The sequence below is a fragment of the Clostridium sp. CM037 genome (genome assembly GCF_055081095.1).
The window spans coordinates 449,643-473,010 of record NZ_CM143650.1; the positions used below are offsets into that span (position 1 = coordinate 449,643).

A 23,368-nucleotide genomic window follows, 5' to 3' on the forward strand; every position below is an offset into this window, starting at 1 on the left:
CGGGGAAAATAGAAAAAATAGTAAGTTAATTATGGTATGTAATGGTATAATTTATTAGGGTCGTCTCACTAGCGTAGAATATTATGCGATATCGCTTTATTTGAGGAGGATTATATGAAAATCAAATTAATTCAACCTGCAATGGTACAAAGACCTATGGATACAAAATTAAAAACAAGAATGTCTCCTTCGTTAGCTTTATTAACAATAGCAAATCTTACGCCAAAAGAGCATGAAGTTAATATTGAGAATGAAAATGTCGAAAAGATAGATTTCAATGAACCGGTAGATTTGGTGGTTATAACTGTTGCTGTAGATGTTATGAATAGAGCAGTAGAAATATCAAAGGAGTTCCAAAAGCGTGGTGTAACAGTAATTGCGGGGGGGATACACATAACATCAGATCCAGAGGGAACTGTTGATAGTTTTGACGCAATAAGTGTGGGAATGGCTGAGAGAGTTTGGGTAAAGATACTTAAGGATAAAGAAAACAATTCGCTTAAAAAGATATATTATGATATGGAAAATATTTCGGGAGAAGAAATAGTATCACCTAATTATGATATTATTGATAATGAAAAATATTTATATACTAATATAATTAGCACAAGCAGGGGATGCCCATTTCAATGTGATTTCTGCTATAATAGTTGCAAAAATGTCCTTAAAACCTATATTAATAGACCTATAGATGATGTAATTAAAGATATAAATAAATTAAAAACAAGACATATAATGTTTATTGATGATAATTTTGTTGGAAATCCAAAATGGACAAAAAAATTATTAAAGGAAATGAAACCTCTTAAATTAAAGTGGAATGCAGCAGTTACTTCTAATATAGTTGACATGCCTGAACTATTAGATGAAATGAAGGCGGCAGGCTGTCAAAGCCTTTTTATAGGTTTTGAAAGTATAAACAGTAAGTCATTAAAAAGTGTTCATAAAGTACAAAATAGTGTGAATAGATATGAGAAGCTTGTGGATGAAATTCATAAAAGAGGAATAATGATAAATGCTAGTTTTGTTTTCGGATTAGATGAAGATGATGCCTCAATATTTAAGAGTATATTAGAATGGGTAGTTAAAAATAAAATAGAAACGGTAACATCCCATATTCTTACCCCCTATCCTGGCACAAAGTTATACTTATCATTATTCGAGGAAAATAGAATAGTAGATTTTAATTTGTCTAATTATAATACTGCCCATGTTGTATATAAACCCAAGAGTATGACAGCAGAAGAATTATATAATGGCTATCTATGGATATATAAAGAGGTGTACACGTTCAAAAACATAATGAAAAGACTGCCGAAATCCAAAAAACAATGGATTCCATTTTTAACATTTAATTTTTGTTATAGAAAATTTGGAAAACTAACTGAGATCTTGTGCAATATAGTTTCTTTTAAAAATATAGGAAGATTTTCTAGCTGGTTGGCTTATAGAACAAAGTAGGTGGCGGCATTTTTATTTACTGAATCTCCATCAATTAAATGGAAATTTGGCGTTTTTACAGATAAGCTAATTAAAAAAAGAAACAAAGATACTGTAATTATCATTATAGAATATAATAATGAATTTTATAAGTTATTGAAAGAGAAATTCAAAGGCGAGAAAAATTTCCTGATAGTAAATGATTCAGCAGAGAATATAGATAAGTATTTACGGATGCATGACATTCCATATGTAGATTATGTTATTTCAGGATTGCCATTTTCATCTTTGCCCCAAAAAATATCTTGCGATATTTTAAATAAAACTAATGAAATTTTGAGAAAAGAAGGCAAATTCATAACCTTCCAATACGATTGTTTAAGAAAGGGTTTATAAGTAATTATTTTAGGTGTATAGATTTAAAAAGAGAATTTATGAATATACTTCCTGCGTATATATTAAGTTGTGTTAATTAAAGGGTGCTTGTATATAGGATATCAACGGTATGCTTAAATATAGTGTTAAAAAAAGAGGGTAAGTATTTTTAAATACTTACCCTCTTTTAAAATAAAATATAATTACTGATTAATGACACTTCGGAAGGAAAGTCATTAATAGTGCAGCAGCGTAGGTGATGATTTAACGTTCGCGCTGGGTTATTGTGTAGGGGCTGTGGCTGGTGGTTGTTCGTTTGCTTCTTTGTCTGCGGCTTCTTTGTCTGCGGCTTCTTTGTCTGCAGCTTCTTTGTCTGCGGCTGCTTCGTCTGCGGCTGCTTTGTCTGCAGCTGCTTTGTCTGCGGCTGCTTTTGCTGCGGCTTCATTTGCAGCTGCTGCGTCAGCAGCTACTTTGTCTGCTGCCGCTTTTGCAGCTGCTTCGTTTGCTGCATCATCGCTTGCTTTCTTTGCAGCATCATCGCTTGTCTTTTTTGCAGCATCATCGCTTGCTTTTTTTGCAGCATCATCACTTGCTTTTTTTGCAGCATCATCACTTGGGTTTTCTATGACTTTCTTTTCTGCTTTTATTTTACCATTTTCATTTAATTTGATATATAGAGTATTCATTAATACTCCATTTCTATCAACTACTGTATTAGGACGAATAAAGTCTTTTTGTTCTAGACCTTGGTGTAGGTACTCCATATATTCTTTCCATATCTGATCTGGTTCTTGGGCTCCATACATGTTTTGTGGCGCTGGAATATCATCTCCTACCCATACAGAGGTTGTATAATAAGGTGTATATCCTACAAACCAAGCGTCTTTTGATTGATCTGTGGTTCCTGTTTTACCTGCAGTAAAGGGATAGTTACTAAGGGCTAAATTTGAATGACTTCGACTTTCTGTTAGCACACCCTTTAAAGTATCTGTCATAAGATAAGAGGCACCACTATCATACACTTTAGTTTGCTTATGGTTATTTTCAAATAATACTTCATTAACTACTGTATTGGTTATTTTACATACATTAGTCGGACTTACGAATTCACCGTTTCTTGAAAGGGTTGAATAACCTGAAGCCATTTCAACTGGTGTAACACCCTTTGTAAAACCACCTATAGCAATTATAGGGTAAATATCTTGAGGAGTTGTATATTTAAACTCCATGTTTTGTAAATATTTCAACGAATTTTTTACGCCCATTTCCCCCACTAATCTAACCGGGATAGTGTTTATAGATTGCTCAACTGCATATCTTAAAGATACAGACCCTCTGTATTGATTATCAACATTAGCGGGACCATTATCAAATGCTTTGTCTTCATATTCACTAGCGGGAATGTAGCCTTTTTCAAATGCAGGGGTATATGCAATTAATGGCTTTATAGCGGAACCTGGCTGTCTTACACCTAAGAAGGCTCTGTTGAAGGTATTGCCATCTTGGCTTCTACCTCCAACTATAGCTACCACTTCTCCAGTATTATTATCTATAGTAACGCTTGCACCTTGCTTTTCATATAAATCTGTTTTGTTATTGGTGCTTGTATATTGAGCCAAATGACTATCTACTACACTTTGTAATTTTTCTTGTTTTGCAGTATCAATAGATGTATCTATTCTATATCCTCCACTAAGAAGTTGTTTTTCTTTAGACTCATATTCATCATTATACTTAGTGAAATAAGTTTTTCTATCATTATCATTACTAAAAGAATATTTAGAAACAAAACCATTTTGCTCCATTAACTTTAAGGTTGCATTGTGAACAGCATATTGAATATCGTAACTCATAGGTTCAGGTGCTGTATGAGGTTTAATATTTAATTTAATAACTTCTGCTTTTGCTGTATCAAAATCGCTTTGTGAAATTTGTTCTAAGCTTAGCATTTTATCTAAAACTAAGTCTCTCCTCTTTATAACATTGTCCAGCTGAGTCACGGGATTATAAACAGATGGATTATTAGGTATTGAAACAAGCATAGCTATTTGAGATAAATCTAAATCTTTATTATTCTTTTGAAAGTAAAATTGTGAAGCACTTTCAATACTATAACATCCATTGCCGAAGTTTATATTGTTTACATAAAATTCCAATATTTGATCTTTTGAGTATCTTTCTTCTAATTTCTGCGCTACAACAGACTCTTCTAATTTTCTCGATAAGGTTACGTCAAATGTAAGGAATACATTTCTTGCAAGTTGTTGCGTTATTGTTGAACCACCTTGTACGATAGCTCCCCTGGATTTTATATATACCCAGACAGCTCTCCTTATACCTTTATAATCTATACCATTATGTTTATAAAACCTTTGGTCTTCTATTGAAGTAACAGCTTTACCTATATAGGGATTTAAGTCTGCTTCTTTTGTATAATAATATGTATTGGTTTTAAATTCTTTTAATAATTTACCATTAGTATCAAAAAATTGTGTTGGTTTTCGGGTATTAAAGGAGGTTTCATTTATGGTTTGTGCTATGTTGTTAGCATCCTTTATAGTTGCCTCTATTTTAGCCCCATATTTAATATAACCATATCCTAAAGTTATCGTAGCCGATACGAAAATTATTGCAGAAAATATCAATAAACCTTTAACGATTTTTTTCCAAAGTTTCTTTTTAACTGGTGCTGTTTTTATGGGTTCTACATTTTTATTATCATCCATTAATATCTCCTCCTTTTTTTATTATACAAAAAATGTCCAGGGTTAGTCCTGAATGACCATGCTTCATACATACGTAAAGGGGGGCTTACTTGGTCGCCATAAGTATTATCCTGTTTTTAGTCTTATATTCAATTGTTATTACTGAATTTCTAATACTAGGTCACATAAAAGAGATCTTATGGGTCTCTCTTATACTATTAAAAAAGTGCTTAGTTTATGTGTGTATAATACAATTATTTTACAATCTTGTCAATAACGCCGCGGTATGGGAAATAATTTCAATTGATGTTAATTATTTCTTATTGGCGTTTCAAGCATTAGCCATACAATGTATCCTCCTAGAACAATATAATTATTACAATATATTATAACATAAATAATGTAACATGAATATTTATGTTATATATAAAGTATGAACAAAATATATATTATGATGAAACATCATTAGACAGTTGTATGATGTTTGGAGAAGGTGTATATAAAAACTTCTTTACATAGCATTCATATAGTGATATTATAAATCTAATTTAATAAATAAGTTAATTCTCATCAAGAGAGATAGAGGGACTGGCCCGATGACATCTCGGCAACCATCAGACGTTATTGTCTGAATAGGTGCTAAATCCTGCGTTAATTTCATTGTAAATTAGCGGAAGATGAGAGAGGTGTCTTTGTAATTTTATACCTCTTTCATCATTATATAATGATGAAAGAGGTTTTTGTTTTTTGAATAGATGTAAATAAAATTTAATAGTGTCTTATCAAGAGAGGTGGAGGGACTGGCCCTATGAACCCCGACAACCAGTATCATATTATGATACATGGTGTTAATTCCTGCAGCATTGCTGCAAGATAAGAATAAGTTTGGAAGTAGAGCCCAAGTTTATTCTTGGCCTCTATTTTTTTAGAGTGATGTTTAAAGAAAGGATCAAAAGGTAAAGATGAATTATAAAAAATGAAAAGGAGAAGGGATATCATGATTAAAGTTCGAGGTGTAAGTAAAAGTTTTTCAGCGGTTAAAGTGTTAAATGATGTTTCATTTACAGTGGAGGAAGGTGATATCTATGGTGTTATTGGTCACAGTGGAGCTGGTAAATCCACTTTACTTAGATGCTTTAATGGGCTTGAAACCTATGATACAGGTACCATTAATATAATGGGAAAAGGGGTGAAACAGCTAAGTTTGAAAGAACTTCGCGAGTTTAGGAAAAATGTAGGCATAATATTTCAAAGTTTTAATCTTATTAACAGTAAAAATGTTTTTCAAAACATAGCATTTCCACTAGAAATATGGGGAAACGATAAAAATTTTATTAAAAAAAGAGTAGATAGCTTAATAGAGTTAGTAGGACTTAAGGATAAAGCAAACACCAATGTAAAACAACTTAGCGGAGGGCAGAAGCAAAGAGTTGGAATTGCAAGAGCGCTTTCACTTAATCCGAAAATATTACTTTGTGATGAAGCTACCTCTGCACTAGATCCTAAAACTACAAAATCTATATTAGAGCTTTTAAGAGCTATCAATAACAAATTTAATATAACAATTATTGTAGTTACCCATCAGATGGAAGTGGTAAAAGAAATTTGTAATAAATTTATTCTTTTAGAAGGAGGGGAAATTAAAAGCCATGGCATTACCGATGAACTATTTATTAGGCCAACAAAGGAAATGCAAACACTTATGGGAGAGGAAGAATTACTGCCTAGCACGGGATATAACATTAAAATATTTTTTACAAAGGAAATTACCCTGAGTTGCCTTATAACATCAATTGCCAGGGAGTTAAATATTGATTTTTCAATAGTATGGGGCAGGCTTGAAAAATTTAGGGATAACGTAATGGGAAGTCTCATAATAAATGCAAGTAAAGAGAATAAGAAGAAGATATTAAACTATTTAGATGAAAAATCTATAGAGTGGGAGCTCATTAATTATTCTGTGCAGCTTGAGAAGCACAAGGGAGAGAGTATAAATGCTATTTAAAGACATTTTATTACCTGCACTAAAAGAAACTATATATATGGTAACATTATCCACAATTTTTACAGTTATTTTAGGGTTTATTTCAGCAGTAGGATTAATTATAACTGGTCCTAAAGGCCTAAGGCCAAACACTTTAATCTATAAAATCTTAAATTTAGTAATAAATATACTTAGGTCTTTTCCGTTTATTATACTAATGATATCTATATTCCCTTTAACTAAGCTTATAGTTGGAACAACAATAGGTACTAATGCAGCTATAGTTCCTCTAACGCTTGGTGCAGCACCTTTTGCTGCAAGAATAATAGAATCTGCACTTTTAGAAGTGGATTATGGAATTGTTGAAGCAGCTAAGTCATTTGGTGCAAAAACCTATCAAATTATATTTAAGGTTATGTTAAAAGAGGCAATGCCGTCTATAGTTCTTGGAGTTACGTTAACAATAATAAACATTATAGGTTACTCAGCTATGGCTGGGACAATTGGTGGAGGGGGACTTGGAGATGTAGCCGTAAAATATGGTTACTATAGATTTAAGTCAGATATCATGATATACACTGTAATTATATTAATTGCAGTTGTGCAAGTAATTCAAGCCTTAGGAAATATATTGTACAGAAAAATGATTAAATAAGTTTTGAACGACATTTCAGAAGGAAAGTCTCCCACTTCTATAAGTAGGAGTTACTTGACCTAACAAATAGAAAACTTCAGTGGGAGTATAAATCTCCTTCTGAAGTCGTTAATATACAGCTCAGCAGGAGATGATTGAATTATAAAAATATTAAAAGAAAAATAAGAGGAGGAAATTAAAAATGAAAAAAATATTAAGCATATTATTGACAATAGTTGTGATTTTTACACTGAGTGGATGTGGAGCAAAAAAAGAGGCGGATGTAACTGAGAAAAAAATCATTAAAGTAGGTGCGTCACCAGTGCCTCATAAAGAAATATTAGAGGCTATAAAGCCGATTCTCGCAAAAGAGGGATATACTCTCGAAATAGTAGAATTTACTGACTATGTAACACCAAACACTGCACTAGCCGAGGGACAATTAGAGGCTAATTTCTTTCAACATATACCTTATTTGCAATCCTTTAGTAAAGAAAAGGGAGTGGACCTAGACTATACTGTAAAGGTTCATCTTGAACCTATGGGTGTGTACTCTAACAAATATAAAAAACTTAGTGATTTAAAAGATGGAGCTAAAATAGCTATTCCAAGTGATCCTACAAATGGAGCAAGAGCACTTAGAGTGCTTGAGAAGGAAGGGCTATTAAAACTAAAAAAGGGAGATCTTATTTCTAAACTTGATATTACTGAAAATAAAAAGAATTTTAAAATAACTGAATTAGACGCTCCTCAACTTCCAAGGATTTTAAAAGATGTGGATGCAGCAGTTATAAATTCAAATTTTGCAATAGAAGCCAATTTAAATCCGACAAAAGACGCACTAGCAATTGAGTCAAAAGATTCTCCTTATGCAAATGTGCTTGCAGTTAGAAAAGAAGATAAAACTAAACCTCATATAGAAGCACTTTCAAAGGCATTAAATTCTCCAGAAGTTAAAAAAATTATTGAAGATAAATATAAAGGAGATATAATTCCTGCTTTCTAAAAAAAATATAAAACCATAAAATCATTTTGCTTTGGGCGTAATAGTCGAAAGTAAGATGATTTTTTTATAGTAAAGCATAAAGTTTAACGACATTTTTATACTTTTATTTTTTAAAAAATTCATTTTATACCTTATTAGTGTATAATTACCGTATGCAAATAATTTTTGGAGTAATTAATTCTAAAATGCAAATAAGGATAACATTATAATATGGAGGTTTAAAAATGAGTGTATTATTTCAAGCAATAAATAATTTTTTTAATTTTATAGTTCCTATTGCGGATTTTCTATGGGAATTTCCAACTAATTTTAAGTGGTATCAAAACATCCCGGTTTTAGGTAATTTTGCCTTTGCAGTTATTTTACTTTTAGGAACAGGAATTTATCTTACATTTAAAACTGGATTTATTCAAGTTATGGCATTTAAAAAAGGAATTAAGATCCTTGCTACAAAAAAGGAAACAGATACTGGGGTTAGTTCATTAGCATCATTTTTACTAAGTTCTGCTATGCGTGTAGGTCCAGGTAATATTATGGGGGTTACAGGAGCAATATCTGTTGGCGGACCAGGGGCACTATTTTGGATGTGGGTTTCAGCTTTCTTTGGTATGTCCACGGCTTTTGTAGAATCTGTACTTGCACAGCTTTTTAAAGAGAAAAATGGCAAGGAGTTCGTAGGTGGACTTCCATTTTATGGTCAAAAGATTTTGGGAAATAAACGGTGGGTAGGTATTATACTGTCTTCACTTTTTATAATATATGCACTGTTTGTTATCCCATCTCAAGCTTTTCATTTATTTACAAGTTTCGGTTCAATAGCTGATACTATAGCTGGAAAAACCTTTGGACGTCAATCTACAGTTTATTATGGTATAGCAATAGTCTTAATAATTACTGTTCTTTTGACTGTAATTGGAGGAATAAAAAGAGTTACTGCAGTTACAGATGTACTGGTACCTATTATGGCAGTTATTTATACACTTATAGTTATTTTAATAATATTAGTTAACTTAGATAAAGTTCCGTATTTCTTTAAAGAAGTGATTGGTGGAGCATTTAAGCCCAATGCATTATTTGGTGGGGCATTTGGTGTGGCTTTAGCTCAAGGAATTAAGCGTGGGTTAATGTCCAATGAAGCTGGACAAGGAACAATTACAATGGCGGCTGCTACAGCGGAGAATAAACATCCTGCAGAACAAGGTTTTGTACAATGTCTAGGAGTTTTTCTTGACACAATGGTAATATGTAGTATGACTGGATTTGTTATTGTTATGGCACATGTTTGGACAGGCACTGCTGGAGTTTCATGGGAAAGTATAGAAGCGTCGAAACTTACAGTTTACCTATCCTCAATCAAATACTTAGTTCCTGGTACTGCATTAGATGGGACGGTTACAATTATTGTTTCGCTATGCTATGGAATGTTTGCATTTACAACATTGCTCGGTTTAATATTGTTTGCAGAAGTCTCCGCAAATTTAATATCTAGAAATAAGAAATTTATCATGGGAATACGTTTGGTTGGTGCATTATTCTTTGTTCCATTTGGCGCATTAACAGTTCTTGCTGGTTTAGAACTTACAAATTTATGGTACATAGGTGATTTTGTAAATATTGTTTTAGTTTATGTAAATGTTCCAATTATATTAATTGGGTCTAACTATGCATTAAAAATATTGAAAAATTATAAAAAAACCGATGGAACTAAATTCAAATCAAAATCTATTGGTGTTGATACTGATGTTTGGAAATAAGGTACAAACTTAGAATAAACTTAATTAACAGGTAATTTAGTAAACTTTCTTAAAATAGTATGGATTAAAAGAAGCAAACTATACTATTTAGGGTATACTCTAATAGAAATAATTATTTTCTTTAATTATAAAAACAAGGAGGCATTTTATGAAAACATTAAAGGGTACAAAAACAGCTGAAAATCTTATGAAATCATTCGCAGGTGAATCACAAGCTAGGAATAGATATACTTATTATTCATCTATAGCGAAAAAAGAGGGATATGTACAAATAGCTAATATATTCATAGAAACAGCAGATAATGAGAAAGAACACGCTAAAAGATTTTTTAAGTTTTTAAATGAAAGTTTAAATGGAGAAGTGGTAGAAATTAATGCCACATATCCTGTAGGTCTTGGAGACACTAAAGCAAATTTATTGTCGGCAGCAAATGGAGAAAATGAAGAGTGGTCAGATCTTTACCCAGCATTTGCGAAAGTTGCGCAGGAGGAAGGCTTTGATGATATCGCGTTTGTTTTTAGAAAAATTTCTGATGTTGAAAAGCATCATGAAGAAAGATATAGAGAACTATTAAGTAATATAGAAAATAATACAGTATTTAATAAAGAAGAATCAGTTATTTGGAAATGTAGAAACTGTGGTTATATTTTTGAGGGAAAAAGTGCTCCGAAAATATGCCCAGCTTGTGTACATCCTCAAGCATATTTTGAAATATTCTCTGAAAAATATTAATAGCATTTCATATGATGCAGTATTAAAAATGCCGTAGCAACCTTCGTGGATTCTTAATATAAAAAATAAAAACAACCCCCATTTTGATTTAATTAATTTGGGGGTTGTTCTATATCACGCTTTGACTTGGTAGTTGTAATGTATAAATATTCAGTGTAAATTATTTAACGACATATATTAATGTAGCAAGAGAAGGGAAAATGTACAGTGCATTTACGGTTTTGGGGAAAGATAAAGATAAAATATATATTTGGTTATTAAAGGAAGGTTATTTTAAAGAGGGAGATAAGCTAATCCTAGAAAGTGGAATAGCAATTCCCGTAGTTCTATATATCAAGAATGGTAAGAATGGAATTGAAATTACCAATCATAAATATCCAGAGGATGGAATTGGCTATGAGAAAAGCATGAAAAAACGGTTTGCTTATTATGTTAAAAACACAATTGGTAGTAATTACAATGAACGTGTAGACAAACTTGAAAAAATTATAAAAAATAGATCTGATGAAGATTTTAAAAATTAAAATATAACTCAAAATATGAATTCAATAGATTTAAAGTAAACACTGAACTAAACTTGTATCAGCAATTTTATTAACAATGCGAGTATCGCTTTCAAGAAATTTTGGGTTTTTACTCAGTTATTTTGTTTTTGTAAACTTTCAATATATTCAAGCATTATAAATTGATTCTTAACTAACATTTTTTGATCTTCAATTAATAAATCTATTTTCTTATGCAAATCTTGAACGATCAACTCTGATTTAAGATTTATTTTATAATCATTTTTTGATTTTATTCTATCTTTATCTTCCTGTCTATTCTGACTCATCATTATTACAGGTGCTTGTATAGCGGCAGTACACGATAGTACTAGATTAAGAAGTATAAATGGAAAGGGATCAAATGAATTCTTTAAGATGATATTTAATACTATCCATATTCCTATAATTGCTAATGCTGCAATTATAAAACCCCAGCTGCCTACTGATGCGGCTATTTTATCAGCCATCTTATTTCCAAAAGTAAGAGTTTGTTTATGAGTAATCGTAGTATCTTTGGATATCTTATTTCCTATTAAGTCATGCAATAGATCTTCTTCAATATCGTTAAAAATCTCTCCTTGCTCTAATATTTCGTTTACAATTATTTCTGTATCTAAAGTATCATTTCCATTTGACATAGTAATACCCCCTTAGTTGTGTAAGTACCCCTATTTTAATAGGGAAATTGATATAAATTAAAGATATGTTCCTTTAGATTTTTCGCGTTGATTTATTAATTATTTGCGAATTATGAATTTTTTTATTTTCGTTGCTTCTTAGAATATAAATTCTATTTGGGTGATTATATCCCATAGATAGATATGAAGTTCCGTGATCTGTTGCCATTGTTAAGCCTTCACTTTCTCCTGCTTTATTTATAGGATAAGAGGTAATTATTTTACCCTCATAGTTAAATACTGTAACTTTATTATCTGTATATAAATAAATATACATCCCATCAACATCTAAACCTTGTGGAACGCCTTGATTAGGAATGCGAAAGGTAGTCACTGTACTCATATCAGCTAAATTTATAATAGTAAACATAGGGGTTCCATTATCACCACCATTTAAAATGGTATGCAATATTAAATAATCATGGACATTATCTATTGCAAGTAATGCCGATGTTCCTAAACTTGAATAATTTAAATCAGCTTGTATTGTACTTGAATCATAATCAACTACATAAACATGAGTTGGATTAATGCCGCCTCCATTTGCAACATAAATTTTTCCTGTACTAGCTCTATATGCAATTTCAGCAGAATGACCCATAGCCATAGGGTCTGTTTCAGAGATTTTATTTCCTGTTAGATTATATTTAACTATTTTCCCACTTCCATTTTTTAAATCAAAACTACAATAAAAATATCCATTATGGAATGTAAGCCCTTGCATAACACCTGTATCTGGTAAATCAAATAGTAGTTCATATTCGTTTTTTTTAGTTGTAATAGGAATATGGTTAGATAATGGCTTATCGTAAATAGCATTTGATGAGTCTAATTTTTTTACCTTATCATTAATGGGAGCCGTTGTATGCACAGCTACTTGTGCCGTCATTTTTAGTGCTTCTTTTGGCTTAATAGAACATTCTATTATAATAAAAAATAAAGCCAAGATAAATATACATATTTTACAAAATTTCATTTAAAAACCCCTTCCTTTTGCTTTGGGTTTGCTTAGCGATGCTGACAATATTAGATTATACTACATTGTTAAATAATTGACAACTGTGGAAATGTTAGGAAAGTAAATAGTTTAACTATAAATGAGCGAAAATGATTCCACCAATTTCCATATATCAAAAAAAGAAAAACATTTATACATTCTCCTGTTATAATTAAGTCACTACACAAAATACAACTAAGGAGAAAACATAAATGTTTAATAACTCAATTGTAACAAAATCATCGACAATATACAAATTTTTAATTGAATTAAAGATAACTCTTTATCTCACAACTCCTCAAATTCATCATCTAATATTATTTATAAATTCTATGGTGACAAAAGGCTACTGTGGAAAAGTAACCGACGTTTCAGATTTTATGCCGGTTAGGCATAGGACTAATATTGGAAAGTTTCTATCGGAGAGTCCATGGGACGAAAACTTTGTTGAAAAAGCCCTAAAAAAACGTGTAATTATGAGAATATGGGAGACGTCTAAAACAACTGGTAAACCTATTTATGTTGTAATAGATGACACTATTTCGGAGAAGACTGTGCCCTCGTCAAAGGCTAAGAAACCTACTGAAAAATGTGGATTCCACCATTCTCATTTAAAAGGTAAAACAGTTTATGGTCATCAATTAGTTACCGTTATGTTACTGTGCGATACACTTGTGATGCCATATACTATGGCGATATACGACAAAGAAAATATGAGTAAAATCCAAATGGCAATTGAGTTTATAAAATCATTACCCAAACCAGTAAATGAAGGTTATGTTTTATGTGATAGTTGGTATAGTAATAAAAAATTGTTCGCAGTTTCTAAAGGATCAGGCTACGCCTATATTGGTGGTCTAAGAACAAATAGAGTGATATATCCAAAAGGTCGTGAAAAACTTGGAATTAAGCTTAATCATATGTGCGAGATATTAACTAAGGATGATGTCGACCTAGTCAAAGTTGGCAACAATGAATATTTTGTCTACACATATAGAGGCAAGCTTAATGATGCAAATGATTCTTTGATAGCTCTTTGTTGGCCTAAAGAGGCTCTATTTAAACCTGGTTGCTTAAGAGCATTCATAAGTCTAGATACTACTATTACTACTGAAGAACTCCTAAATCACTATAAATTTAGATGGCCAATTGAAACCTTTTTTAGAGAAACTAAAAAACATCTTGGTTTAAATCATTACCAAGTAAGAAGTAACCGAAGTATAAACAGATACTTCTTGCTGCTAATGATTACCTACGTATATTGCGAATTGGAAGTAAGCAATGGCACGTTAAATTTTAACGTTGGTATTAAGAATGCAAGAAACCAATCTAAAAAAGAAAGGGTATCTTGGATCTTTAATCAAGCTGACCTAGGAAATTCTCTTGAAGCTATTTTTAAAACACTAAAAATAGCTTAGGACAATTGACATTAATTTATAATGGAATAATTTGTTATAAAATTCGCTCGTTTATAGGTTTAATATGTATTAAATGATCACATAGAAGCTATTGACAATAAATTCTATGTGGTATAGTATATGAGTAGATGTTCATGTACAAATTAATAACAAAATAATATTCGGGTAGTACCCATTGTAACAAATGGGGTTTTAGAGAGATGATATATGATTATAGGAACATATAAAGATACAAGAAAAAGTAGGAGGGAAAAGAGTGGTTAATATATTTAAAGCATTAGCGGAAGAAAACAGACTTCGTATAATAGCACTTATTATTGAAGGTGAAATGTGTGTATGTGAAATTGAAGAGTGTCTAAATATGACGCAGTCAAATGTTTCACGGCATTTAACATCACTTAAAAAGTGTGGGATATTAGAAAGTTACAAAAAGGCGCAATGGATATACTACAAAATAGATAATAAATTTATAGAGAAAAACCCAGACTTATTTGCTTATTTAATAAAGGAACTCAAACAATTATCTTGTTATAATTGCGATTGTGAAAAACGGGATGAATGTAAACTACAAAATTTATGTGATTGTAAAACACAAAGTTAACGACATTTCAGTACCACAGGTGATGATCTTAGGAGGAGTGATTAATTATGAGTGAAGTTAAAACACCGGAGATTGGATTTTTTCAAAAATACTTGACTGTTTGGGTAGCTATTTGTATGAGTGTAGGTGTACTTATTGGCAAGTTTATTCCAGGGATTCCAGAGTTCTTAAATAAGTTTGAGTACTCTAGGGTTTCCATCCCCACTGCTATACTTATTTGGGTAATGATTTATCCTATGATGATGAAGGTAGACTTTCAAAGCGTTAAAAATGTAGGAAAGAACCCTAAAGGGTTATATGTAACATGGATAACGAATTGGCTCATAAAACCATTTAGTATGTATGCAATAGCTTCATTTTTCTTTTTTGTAGTATTCAAAGCATTTATAACACCGGAACTAGCTACACAATATCTTGCAGGAACCATATTACTTGGGGCCGCTCCCTGTACTGCCATGGTATTTGTGTGGAGTCACCTTACTAGAGGTAATCCTGCATATACTGTTGTGCAAGTAGCCACAAATGATTTAATCATTCTGGTTGCATTTATACCTATCGTGAAATTTCTTTTAGGTGTTAGTAACATTACTGTTCCTTGGAATACACTCATTTTATCAGTTGTTTTGTTTGTTGTTATTCCTTTGGCTTTTGGTATTTTGACTAGAATTACGGTAACAAAGAAAAAAGGCACAGAGTACTTTGAAAATACATTCCTCCACAAGTTTGATAATGCAACTACCGTTGGATTGCTACTTATGTTGGTATTGTTATTCTCATTCCAAGGTGAAACTATAATAAACAATCCAATGCACATTTTACTAATTGCTGTACCATTAACTATTCAAACATTTCTGATTTTCTTTATTGCTTATTTAACAAGTAAAAAGTTAAGGCTAACGCATGATATTGCCGCACCTGCTGGAATGATTGGGGCATCAAACTTTTTTGAACTTTCAGTTGCTGTTGCCATTTCTCTGTTTGGCATGGATTCTCCTGCAGCACTCGCTACAGTGGTAGGAGTGTTAGTTGAAGTGCCAGTAATGCTGATTCTTGTAAGAGTAGCAAACAAAACCAAGCATTGGTTTCCACAACCAGTAGTTCATAATAATTAAGAATATTAAAATTGATAAAATAATAAAAATGATTGGAGAGATTATTAATGAAAAAAATGCAAATATTTGAACCAGCTATGTGTTGCTCAACAGGGCTTTGTGGCGTAGGCGTAGATCCAGAGCTGCTTAGAATTTCGACTGTCCTTAGTGCATTAAAGAAAAATGGAGTTGAGGTAGAGAGGTTTAACCTCACAAGTTCACCACAGGAATTTGTGAATAACAAAGTAGTTAATGACTTTATAAATGAAAAAGGCATTGATGGGTTGCCGGTTACTGTTTTGGACGGTGAAATCGTGTTAATAGGTAAGTACCCAAGCAATGAAGAACTAGTTAAATTTCTAAATATAGAAGTTAGCTTTTTAGGTCAAGAGCGAAAGACTTTCAAAATAAAAGTAACTCCTAAATCAGGGGATTGTGGCTGTTCTGGTGGGAAATGTTGTTAATTATGTAATCGAAGCGTATCAAATACAAGCCAAATTACAAAAGTGACTTAATAATGAAGCTGGAGGTAAATAAACATGGAAATTTTTAATCCGCAAAATATTAAATTTACAAAATATTTATTTTACACAGGCAAAGGTGGTGTAGGTAAAACTTCAACCGCTTGCGCTACAGCAGTCATCCTTGCAGACAGTGGGAAAAAGGTGCTTCTTATAAGCACTGATCCTGCGTCAAATTTGCAGGATGTCTTTAACACTGAGCTTACAAATAAAGGTATCCCAATTAAGGAAGTTCCAAATCTCGTTGTTGCTAATCTTGACCCAATTCAAGCGGCAGCCCAGCACAGAGAGAGCGTAATCGCACCTTACCGTGGTAAGTTGCCAGATGCAGTGCTTAAAAACATGGAAGAACAACTTTCTGGATCCTGCACTGTTGAAATCGCAGCGTTCAATGAATTTTCAAAATTCATAACCGATGAAAGATTGCAGGAGGAATATGACCATATTATATTTGATACTGCGCCTACTGGTCACACACTTAGAATGCTTCAATTACCATCGGCTTGGAGTAATTTTATTAGCGAAAACACACATGGTGCATCCTGTTTAGGCCAGCTTTCTGGTCTAGAGAGTAAAAGAGAAATCTATAAAAAAGCAGTAGAAACATTATCCGATGGAGAATTAACAACACTTATGATTATCTCTAGGCCTGAAATGACACCGCTTAAAGAAGCGGAAAGAGCATCAAAAGAACTTTCCCAGATTGGTGTAAACAATCAAACAATGATAATTAATGGTGTGATGAGTTCTTATGATGACAGTGTGTCCGAAAGGCTGTATCAAAAACAGCAAAAGTCACTTAAGGAAATGCCACAGGGACTTAAGGGAATTACTGCCTACATGGTACCCCTCAGGGCTTACAATATAACAGGGATGGAAAATGTCAGGGCACTTCTTACCAAAGATAATTATAGTGTCAGCAATGAAAAGATAAACGCTGAAACCATTCCTCAGTTAAAAGATGTTATTGAAGAACTGTATAAAAGCAACGAAAAGGTAATCTTTGCTATGGGCAAGGGTGGCGTAGGTAAAACTACAATTGCGGCGGCGATTGCTTTGGGATTATCGGCAAAGGGCAAAAAAGTACATCTTACCACAACTGACCCTGCAGCCCATCTCAAATTTGTTATTAATGAGAGTAGTAATATTACGATGAGCCACATTGATGAGCAGGCTGAACTTGAAAAATATAAGGATGAAGTGCTGTCTAAGGCAAGAGAAACTATGGCAGATGATGATATTGCTTATGTTGAGGAGGACCTCCGATCTCCATGTACACAGGAGATTGCAGTATTTAGAGCCTTTGCAGAAATAGTAGAAAAGGCGGTCGATCAGATCGTTGTCATCGATACCGCTCCAACAGGGCATACTTTACTGCTACTTGAGTCAACTCAAAGCTATAACCAAGAAATCAAACGCTCACAAGGCGATATTCCACAATTTGTGAAAAAACTGTTGCCAAGGCTCCGAAATGCTGATGAAACTGAAGTCATCATTGTAACTCTTGCTGAAGCTACACCTGTATATGAAGCAATTCGTCTTGAAGAAGATTTAAAACGTGCAAAAATTGCGACAAAATGGTGGGTTATAAACTCATCACTACATGCGACAGGTACAACCAATAAATTGTTAGCCGCAAAGGCAAGCAATGAAATTGAATGGATTAACAAGGTTGATGCACATGCAAACGGTAAATTTGCGCTCATCGCGTGGAGTCCTGATGAAATTAAAGGTGACAAGTTAAATGAGTTATTACTATAAATTCTAGATATCAGGAACTTTGATGGAATTGGTATTCGTTTTCATGTGCCTAACTATTGATTTAATTTATTTGTGGAGTATAATATATTTATAAGATAGGTGATGGAGTTCACCTTAACCATTGCAATTTTGCAATTAAAGACTCCTACTTAGTGGTTTATGCTAAGTAGGAGTCTTTTGTTTCGTAAAAAACATCAAAGAAAAGGGAGGGATTGTAATATGGCAATGAGTTTAGCGATTATAATTATTCTAGGACTAATGGCCAATAAATTATTTGAAAAATTAAAACTTCCAGGACTGCTTGGAATGCTAATTTTGGGGGTGTTACTAGGACCTTATGGTACAAATATAATAAGTTCGGATATACTTAGAATTTCACCAGATTTAAGAAAAATTGCACTTATTATTATCCTGCTAAGAGCGGGCCTTGGGATTAAAAAGGATACTTTAAACAAAGTCGGGGTTCCTGCCTTAAAAATGAGTTGCATACCTGGTATTTTTGAAGGGCTTAGTATTATGTTTATAGCAAGCTATGTACTTGGAATAACAAAAGTTGAGGCTGGAATGCTTGGATTTATAATAGCTGCAGTTTCACCAGCAGTAGTTGTTCCACCTATGCTTAATTTTATATCCAGAGGGAAAGGAGAAAAAAAAGGCATACCAACCATAATACTCGCAGGAGCTTCTATTGATGATGTTTTTGCAATAACTATATTTTCAACTTTCTTAGGTTTATATGGCGGTAAAAATGTAAATATCCCAATGAAAATATTGGATATTCCCATATCTATTTTTATTGGGATAGCAATTGGTGTCATTGTAGGAGTCTTATTAGTAGTGACATTTAAAAAATATCACATGAGAGATACTAAGAAAACTTTAATAATAATTGCTGCAGCAATTATGCTTACAGGAATTGAAGATGCTTTTAAAAATATAGTACCCATTGCAAGTCTTCTAGGAGTAATGACTATTGGTTTTATCCTTTTAGAAAAATACGCTAAAATTGCTAATAGAATGTCATTAAAACTTAATAAGGTCTGGGTAATTGCAGAAATTTTACTTTTCGTATTAGTTGGAGCGAAGGTCAATATATATGTTGCCTCATCATCAGGTGTATTAGGGTTAATTATTATTGCAGGTGGACTAGTAGCAAGAAGTATAGGGGTATTAGTATCATTAATGGGTACTGATTTAAATGCAAAAGAGAGACTGTTTTGTGTGATCTCATATATTCCTAAAGCGACTGTGCAGGCAGCCATGGGCGCAGTGCCATTAGCTGCTGGAGTTAAATCCGGAGAACTTATATTGGCAATTGCTGTATTGTCCATATTTGTAACCGCACCACTTGGAGCTATAGGTATTAAAGTAGCAGGGGAAAAGTTATTGCCGGACGACTAGATTTCATATTTATATTACTGCTGTATTAAATCATCTCCTGCGGAGCTGAAACATTAACGACTCCAGAAGGAGATTTATAATCTCACTGAAGTTTTCTATTTGTTAGAGTAGGTAACCCACACTTATAGACGTGGGTTACCTTCCTTCTGAAATGTCCTTAAAAGACATCCTATTTATAGATTTAAGAATAAAAATTAAATAATAATTATTTTATTTTTTAAAATATGGTTAATAATTATAAATGGGTACCTAATTATTAACTTTATAAAAAAATATTATAATAAATACAATATAATATATCAATGAAAGTTGATTATATATGAACAATTATATATAATAGAGTGTAGGATAAAAATCATAATATATATAATAATATTATTAGTATTATACGAGGAGGAATGTAAATGAATATAGACGTAAACACGCCAACAGATGACCTGTTAAAAACATGGGCTATGTATTCACAAAAGCTTATCTACACTATGCTTGAAAAAGAAGAACTTGATGAATTTAAAAAAATAAAATTAGTCCTAGTAACAAAAGGAATTATTAATTTAGAAATACATAATGTTTATGACAAAGAATATATTTTGCACTACACTAAGCAAGGCGGTATATTTAAAAAGCAAATAATGTTAGATAAATAACTAACTTAGAATAAAATTTTTTAAGAAAATGACTAGTGATTATACTAGTTATTTTCTTATATTTATATATAGAAATTTTAGAAGGAGAATGATGTTATGAAACTAAAAGTAGCATTTATATGTGTTCATAATTCTTGTAGATCACAAATGGCAGAAGCGCTCGGAAAGATATTTGGGTCATCTGTGTTTGAAGCTTATTCAGCAGGTACTGAAACTAAGCCCCAAATTAACCAAGATGCGGTAAGAATAATAAAGAATTTATACAATGTAGACATGAATGAAACTCATGCATCAAAATTAATAGATGATATACCAGAAGCTGATATTGTAATAAAAATGGGATGTAATGTATCATGTCCAATTATGGCACACAAGTATGAAGAAGATTGGGGTCTAGAAGATCCTACTGGGAAAGCTGATGAAGAATTTATAATAGTGGCGAAGATAATCGAAGAAAAGGTTAAAAGATTAAAGAAAAGAATAGAAAATAACGAAATTGATCTAACGGCATTAAAGATGATAATTTAATAGCACCGTAGGTGATGATTTAAGGTTGAGAAATTACTTCTCAACCTTTTTTATATAATAATTGGATATAATCAATTGTTATATGGTATAATTATATTTAACTAGAGTAAAGGTAACCATGGTTAATGTATTTATTAGGAAATTACAAACATTTTATTATTTTAACGACATTTCAAAAGGGAGGCTCCCACTTCTATAAGTGGAAGTTACGTACCCTAACAAATAGAAAACTTCAGTAGGAGTATAAATATCCTTCTGAAGTCGTCGATTCATCTTCTTCAAAGATGTTTAGCTTCGCAGGAGATGATTTAACGTTTAGTATGATAAGAAAAGTGTTATAAAATATATAGTTAAATAAAGAGAGTGGTGTTTATATAATAAGCGGCGCTTTGAAATATAATTTATTAAAAATATAAAAGAAAAGGTAGGTGAAAAACCTGATTTATGGCTAGGTAATAGGAAGAGAATACTTGGAATAGTAAGTTAATATTAGTATAGTGGTACTGACCTAAGTAGTTGAGTCCTGTGATACTGTCATTATGTTTAGTCGACAAAACGAAAATATTGGATGGATAGATTGCCAAATATTTAGGAATCAGGGAAGTATTGAATAATAATTATAAAAGTAAAGGTAAAAATAAAATTAGAGTTATTCCAATAGGTGGACTTGGAGAAATTGGAAAAAATATTACTGCGATAGAATACAAAGAAGAAACTATCATAATAGATTGTGGAATAGCATTCCCAGACGTGGATATGTATGGAGTGGATTTAGTAATTCCTGATATAACATATCTTTTAGAGAATAAAGATAAGATAAAAGGGATTTTTCTAACCCATGGTCATGAAGATCATATAGGCGCATTACCATATGTTTTAAAACAAATGAATGTTCCAGTGTATGGAACACGTCTAACGCTCGGACTTGTAGAAAATAAGTTGCAAGAACATGGAATATTGGCAGATTGCACCCTAAATGTAGTAAAATCGGGAGATATTATAAAGCTAGATAAAATCAGTGTAGAATTTATAAGAGTTAGTCATAGCATAGCAGATGCCTGCTCCATTTGTATACACACGCCTATTGGTAGAATTATACACACAGGTGACTTTAAGATAGACTATACTCCAATTGATGGAGAAGTTATCGATTTAGAGCGATTTGCAAAATTAGGTGGGCAAGGAGTACTACTACTAATGGCTGATAGTACTAATGTAGAACGCCCTGGATTTACTATATCTGAAAAAGTAATTGGAGAAACTCTAAATAAAATATTTTATAAGGCAGAAGGCAGAGTAATAGTAGCTTCATTTGCATCAAATATTCATAGAATACAACAAATTGCTAATGCTGCAGTTTCGAATGGAAGAAAAATAGCATTTAGTGGAAGAAGTATGGAGAGAATTTCTGAAGTAGCTATGAATCTCGGATATTTACATATACCGCCGGAAGCTATAATTACTGTATCAGATCTTCATAATTACCCTGATGATAAGGTAACAATAGTAACTACTGGTAGTCAAGGTGAACCGCTAGCTGCATTAACAAGAATGGCATCATCAACTCATAGAAGTATCCAAATACAAAAAGGTGATTTGATTATTTTATCTGCATCTCCTATTCCAGGGAATGAAAAGTTCATATACAATGTTATAAATGAACTATTCAAAAAGGGAGCTAATGTAATATATAATACTACAGAGGAAATTCATGTTTCTGGGCATGCGTGTCAAGAGGAATTAAAATTAATCCATACGCTAGTTCGTCCTAAATATTTTATGCCAGTTCATGGTGAATATAGACATCTTAAACAACATGCGTTGCTTGCAGAGAAATTAGGAATGGATTCTGAAAAGATTTTTATTGCAGAAACAGGACAAATATTAGAAGTATCCCCAAGCGAATGTAGAATAGCAGGAAGAGTTCAAACGGGAGCCGTAATGGTAGATGGACTTGGAGTAGGGGACGTTGGGAATATTGTTCTTCGAGATAGAAAGCATTTAGCAGAAGAAGGTATACTTACCGTGGTAGTTACTATAGAAAGAGAAACTTATAGTATAGTAGCAGGACCAGATATAATAACTAGAGGGTTTGTATATATGAAAGAATCCAATGAACTTATTAATGAGGCCAGAGACATTGTGAGAAAAGAATTAGAACAGTGCTTAAATAATAAGATAAAAGAGTGGGTAGTAATAAAAGCTAGTATCAGAAACGCTTTAGGCCAGTTCTTATATATAAAAACTAAGAGAAGACCTATAATTATACCAATAATAATGGAAATTTAAGAAAACTAAATTTTTATGTTCTTTATTTTTAACGATATTTCAGAAGGAAGTCGCCCACTTTTATAAGTGGGCGTATAAATCTCCTTTTGAAGTCGTTAATTCAGCTCCGTTGCAGCTGTTCAGCTTCGCAGGAGATGATTTAAATAAGTAAAAAAGTATGTATTATAATAATACATACTTTTTTTTATATACTTTTTGTTAAAGTCGAATAAAATATTGACAAATTGCAAATACTTGGATATAGTATAAAGGTAAATGCAA

General features: G+C 32.2%; 20 protein-coding genes and 3 riboswitches. Of the genes, 17 read left to right on the forward strand and 3 right to left on the reverse strand.

Features of this window, described 5'->3' with window-relative positions:
* The first annotated feature begins 114 nt into the window (after positions 1 to 114).
* Positions 115 to 1,461: a B12-binding domain-containing radical SAM protein gene (locus tag ACWJKP_RS02390; protein WP_165414979.1), complete on the forward strand. Its 1,347-nt coding sequence runs from the start codon at positions 115 to 117 to the stop codon at positions 1,459 to 1,461.
* Positions 1,462 to 1,836 carry a class I SAM-dependent methyltransferase gene (locus ACWJKP_RS02395; protein WP_165414980.1) on the forward strand — a complete coding sequence of 125 codons (375 nt, stop codon included), beginning with the start codon at positions 1,462 to 1,464 and terminating at the stop codon, positions 1,834 to 1,836.
* 260 nt (positions 1,837 to 2,096) lie between these two features.
* On the opposite strand, the gene ACWJKP_RS02400 is transcribed toward ACWJKP_RS02395, so the two are convergent.
* Positions 2,097 to 4,541 carry a transglycosylase domain-containing protein gene (locus tag ACWJKP_RS02400; RefSeq protein WP_224579079.1) on the reverse strand — a complete coding sequence of 815 codons (2,445 nt, stop codon included), beginning with the start codon at positions 4,539 to 4,541 and terminating at the stop codon, positions 2,097 to 2,099.
* Positions 4,542 to 5,084: 543 nt separating this feature from the next.
* Positions 5,085 to 5,204: riboswitch (SAM riboswitch) on the forward strand.
* A 92-nt stretch (positions 5,205 to 5,296) separates the two neighbouring features.
* A riboswitch (SAM riboswitch) is annotated at positions 5,297 to 5,400 on the forward strand.
* A gap of 117 nt (positions 5,401 to 5,517) precedes the next feature.
* Here ACWJKP_RS02400 and ACWJKP_RS02405 point away from each other — a divergent pair.
* The 6 genes from ACWJKP_RS02405 to ACWJKP_RS02430 all read left to right on the forward strand — a co-directional run bounded on the left by ACWJKP_RS02405 (position 5,518) and on the right by ACWJKP_RS02430 (position 11,155).
* Positions 5,518 to 6,525 (forward strand): methionine ABC transporter ATP-binding protein, encoded by a 1,008-nt coding sequence (locus ACWJKP_RS02405; RefSeq protein WP_165414772.1) that lies wholly within the window; start codon positions 5,518 to 5,520, stop codon positions 6,523 to 6,525.
* The gene (locus ACWJKP_RS02410; protein ID WP_165414773.1) at positions 6,515 to 7,159 is read left to right on the forward strand and encodes a methionine ABC transporter permease; all 645 of its coding nucleotides are present in this window, start codon (positions 6,515 to 6,517) and stop codon (positions 7,157 to 7,159) included. The genes ACWJKP_RS02405 and ACWJKP_RS02410 overlap by 11 nt, the downstream gene beginning before the upstream one ends.
* Before the next feature lie 181 nt (positions 7,160 to 7,340).
* Positions 7,341 to 8,144 (forward strand): MetQ/NlpA family ABC transporter substrate-binding protein, encoded by an 804-nt coding sequence (locus tag ACWJKP_RS02415; protein WP_165414774.1) that lies wholly within the window; start codon positions 7,341 to 7,343, stop codon positions 8,142 to 8,144.
* 224 nt (positions 8,145 to 8,368) lie between these two features.
* A complete protein-coding gene (locus ACWJKP_RS02420) occupies positions 8,369 to 9,898 on the forward strand; it encodes an alanine/glycine:cation symporter family protein (protein ID WP_165414775.1) in 1,530 nt (509 codons plus the stop codon).
* A 148-nt stretch (positions 9,899 to 10,046) separates the two neighbouring features.
* Positions 10,047 to 10,631, forward strand: a complete 585-nt coding sequence (gene rbr / locus ACWJKP_RS02425; protein WP_165414776.1) for a rubrerythrin — start codon at positions 10,047 to 10,049, stop codon at positions 10,629 to 10,631.
* A gap of 200 nt (positions 10,632 to 10,831) precedes the next feature.
* A complete protein-coding gene (locus tag ACWJKP_RS02430; RefSeq protein ID WP_165414777.1) occupies positions 10,832 to 11,155 on the forward strand; it encodes a hypothetical protein in 324 nt (107 codons plus the stop codon).
* A 113-nt stretch (positions 11,156 to 11,268) separates the two neighbouring features.
* Here the strand turns inward: ACWJKP_RS02430 and ACWJKP_RS02435 are convergent, their stop codons facing one another.
* Positions 11,269 to 11,814, reverse strand: a complete 546-nt coding sequence (locus ACWJKP_RS02435; protein WP_165414778.1) for a DUF1003 domain-containing protein — start codon at positions 11,812 to 11,814, stop codon at positions 11,269 to 11,271.
* A gap of 73 nt (positions 11,815 to 11,887) precedes the next feature.
* Positions 11,888 to 12,829 carry a YncE family protein gene (locus tag ACWJKP_RS02440; protein ID WP_165414779.1) on the reverse strand — a complete coding sequence of 314 codons (942 nt, stop codon included), beginning with the start codon at positions 12,827 to 12,829 and terminating at the stop codon, positions 11,888 to 11,890.
* 233 nt (positions 12,830 to 13,062) lie between these two features.
* On the opposite strand from ACWJKP_RS02440, the gene ACWJKP_RS02445 reads away from it, so the two are divergent.
* The 9 genes from ACWJKP_RS02445 (at position 13,063) to ACWJKP_RS02485 (ending at position 23,107) form a co-directional block, all read left to right on the forward strand.
* Positions 13,063 to 14,268, forward strand: a complete 1,206-nt coding sequence (locus ACWJKP_RS02445) for an IS701 family transposase (RefSeq protein WP_224578714.1) — start codon at positions 13,063 to 13,065, stop codon at positions 14,266 to 14,268.
* 256 nt (positions 14,269 to 14,524) lie between these two features.
* Entirely contained in the window at positions 14,525 to 14,869 is a 345-nt protein-coding gene (locus ACWJKP_RS02450; protein WP_165413842.1) for an ArsR/SmtB family transcription factor, read from the forward strand.
* A gap of 47 nt (positions 14,870 to 14,916) precedes the next feature.
* Positions 14,917 to 15,981: an ACR3 family arsenite efflux transporter gene (arsB, locus tag ACWJKP_RS02455; protein ID WP_165413841.1), complete on the forward strand. Its 1,065-nt coding sequence runs from the start codon at positions 14,917 to 14,919 to the stop codon at positions 15,979 to 15,981.
* 47 nt (positions 15,982 to 16,028) lie between these two features.
* Complete coding sequence (arsD, locus tag ACWJKP_RS02460; protein ID WP_165413840.1) at positions 16,029 to 16,424, forward strand: arsenite efflux transporter metallochaperone ArsD; 396 nt, start codon at positions 16,029 to 16,031, stop codon at positions 16,422 to 16,424.
* 75 nt (positions 16,425 to 16,499) lie between these two features.
* Positions 16,500 to 18,242 (forward strand): arsenical pump-driving ATPase, encoded by a 1,743-nt coding sequence (gene arsA, locus ACWJKP_RS02465; protein ID WP_165413839.1) that lies wholly within the window; start codon positions 16,500 to 16,502, stop codon positions 18,240 to 18,242.
* Positions 18,243 to 18,331: 89 nt separating this feature from the next.
* Positions 18,332 to 18,397: riboswitch (Fluoride riboswitch) on the forward strand.
* Between the two features lie 64 nt (positions 18,398 to 18,461).
* Entirely contained in the window at positions 18,462 to 19,643 is a 1,182-nt protein-coding gene (locus ACWJKP_RS02470) for a cation:proton antiporter (protein ID WP_165413838.1), read from the forward strand.
* A 404-nt stretch (positions 19,644 to 20,047) separates the two neighbouring features.
* A complete protein-coding gene (locus tag ACWJKP_RS02475; protein ID WP_165413837.1) occupies positions 20,048 to 20,290 on the forward strand; it encodes a hypothetical protein in 243 nt (80 codons plus the stop codon).
* A gap of 96 nt (positions 20,291 to 20,386) precedes the next feature.
* Complete coding sequence (locus tag ACWJKP_RS02480; RefSeq protein WP_165413836.1) at positions 20,387 to 20,818, forward strand: arsenate reductase/protein-tyrosine-phosphatase family protein; 432 nt, start codon at positions 20,387 to 20,389, stop codon at positions 20,816 to 20,818.
* Positions 20,819 to 21,424: 606 nt separating this feature from the next.
* Complete coding sequence (locus tag ACWJKP_RS02485; RefSeq protein WP_165413835.1) at positions 21,425 to 23,107, forward strand: ribonuclease J; 1,683 nt, start codon at positions 21,425 to 21,427, stop codon at positions 23,105 to 23,107.
* Positions 23,108 to 23,368: the final 261 nt, after the last annotated feature.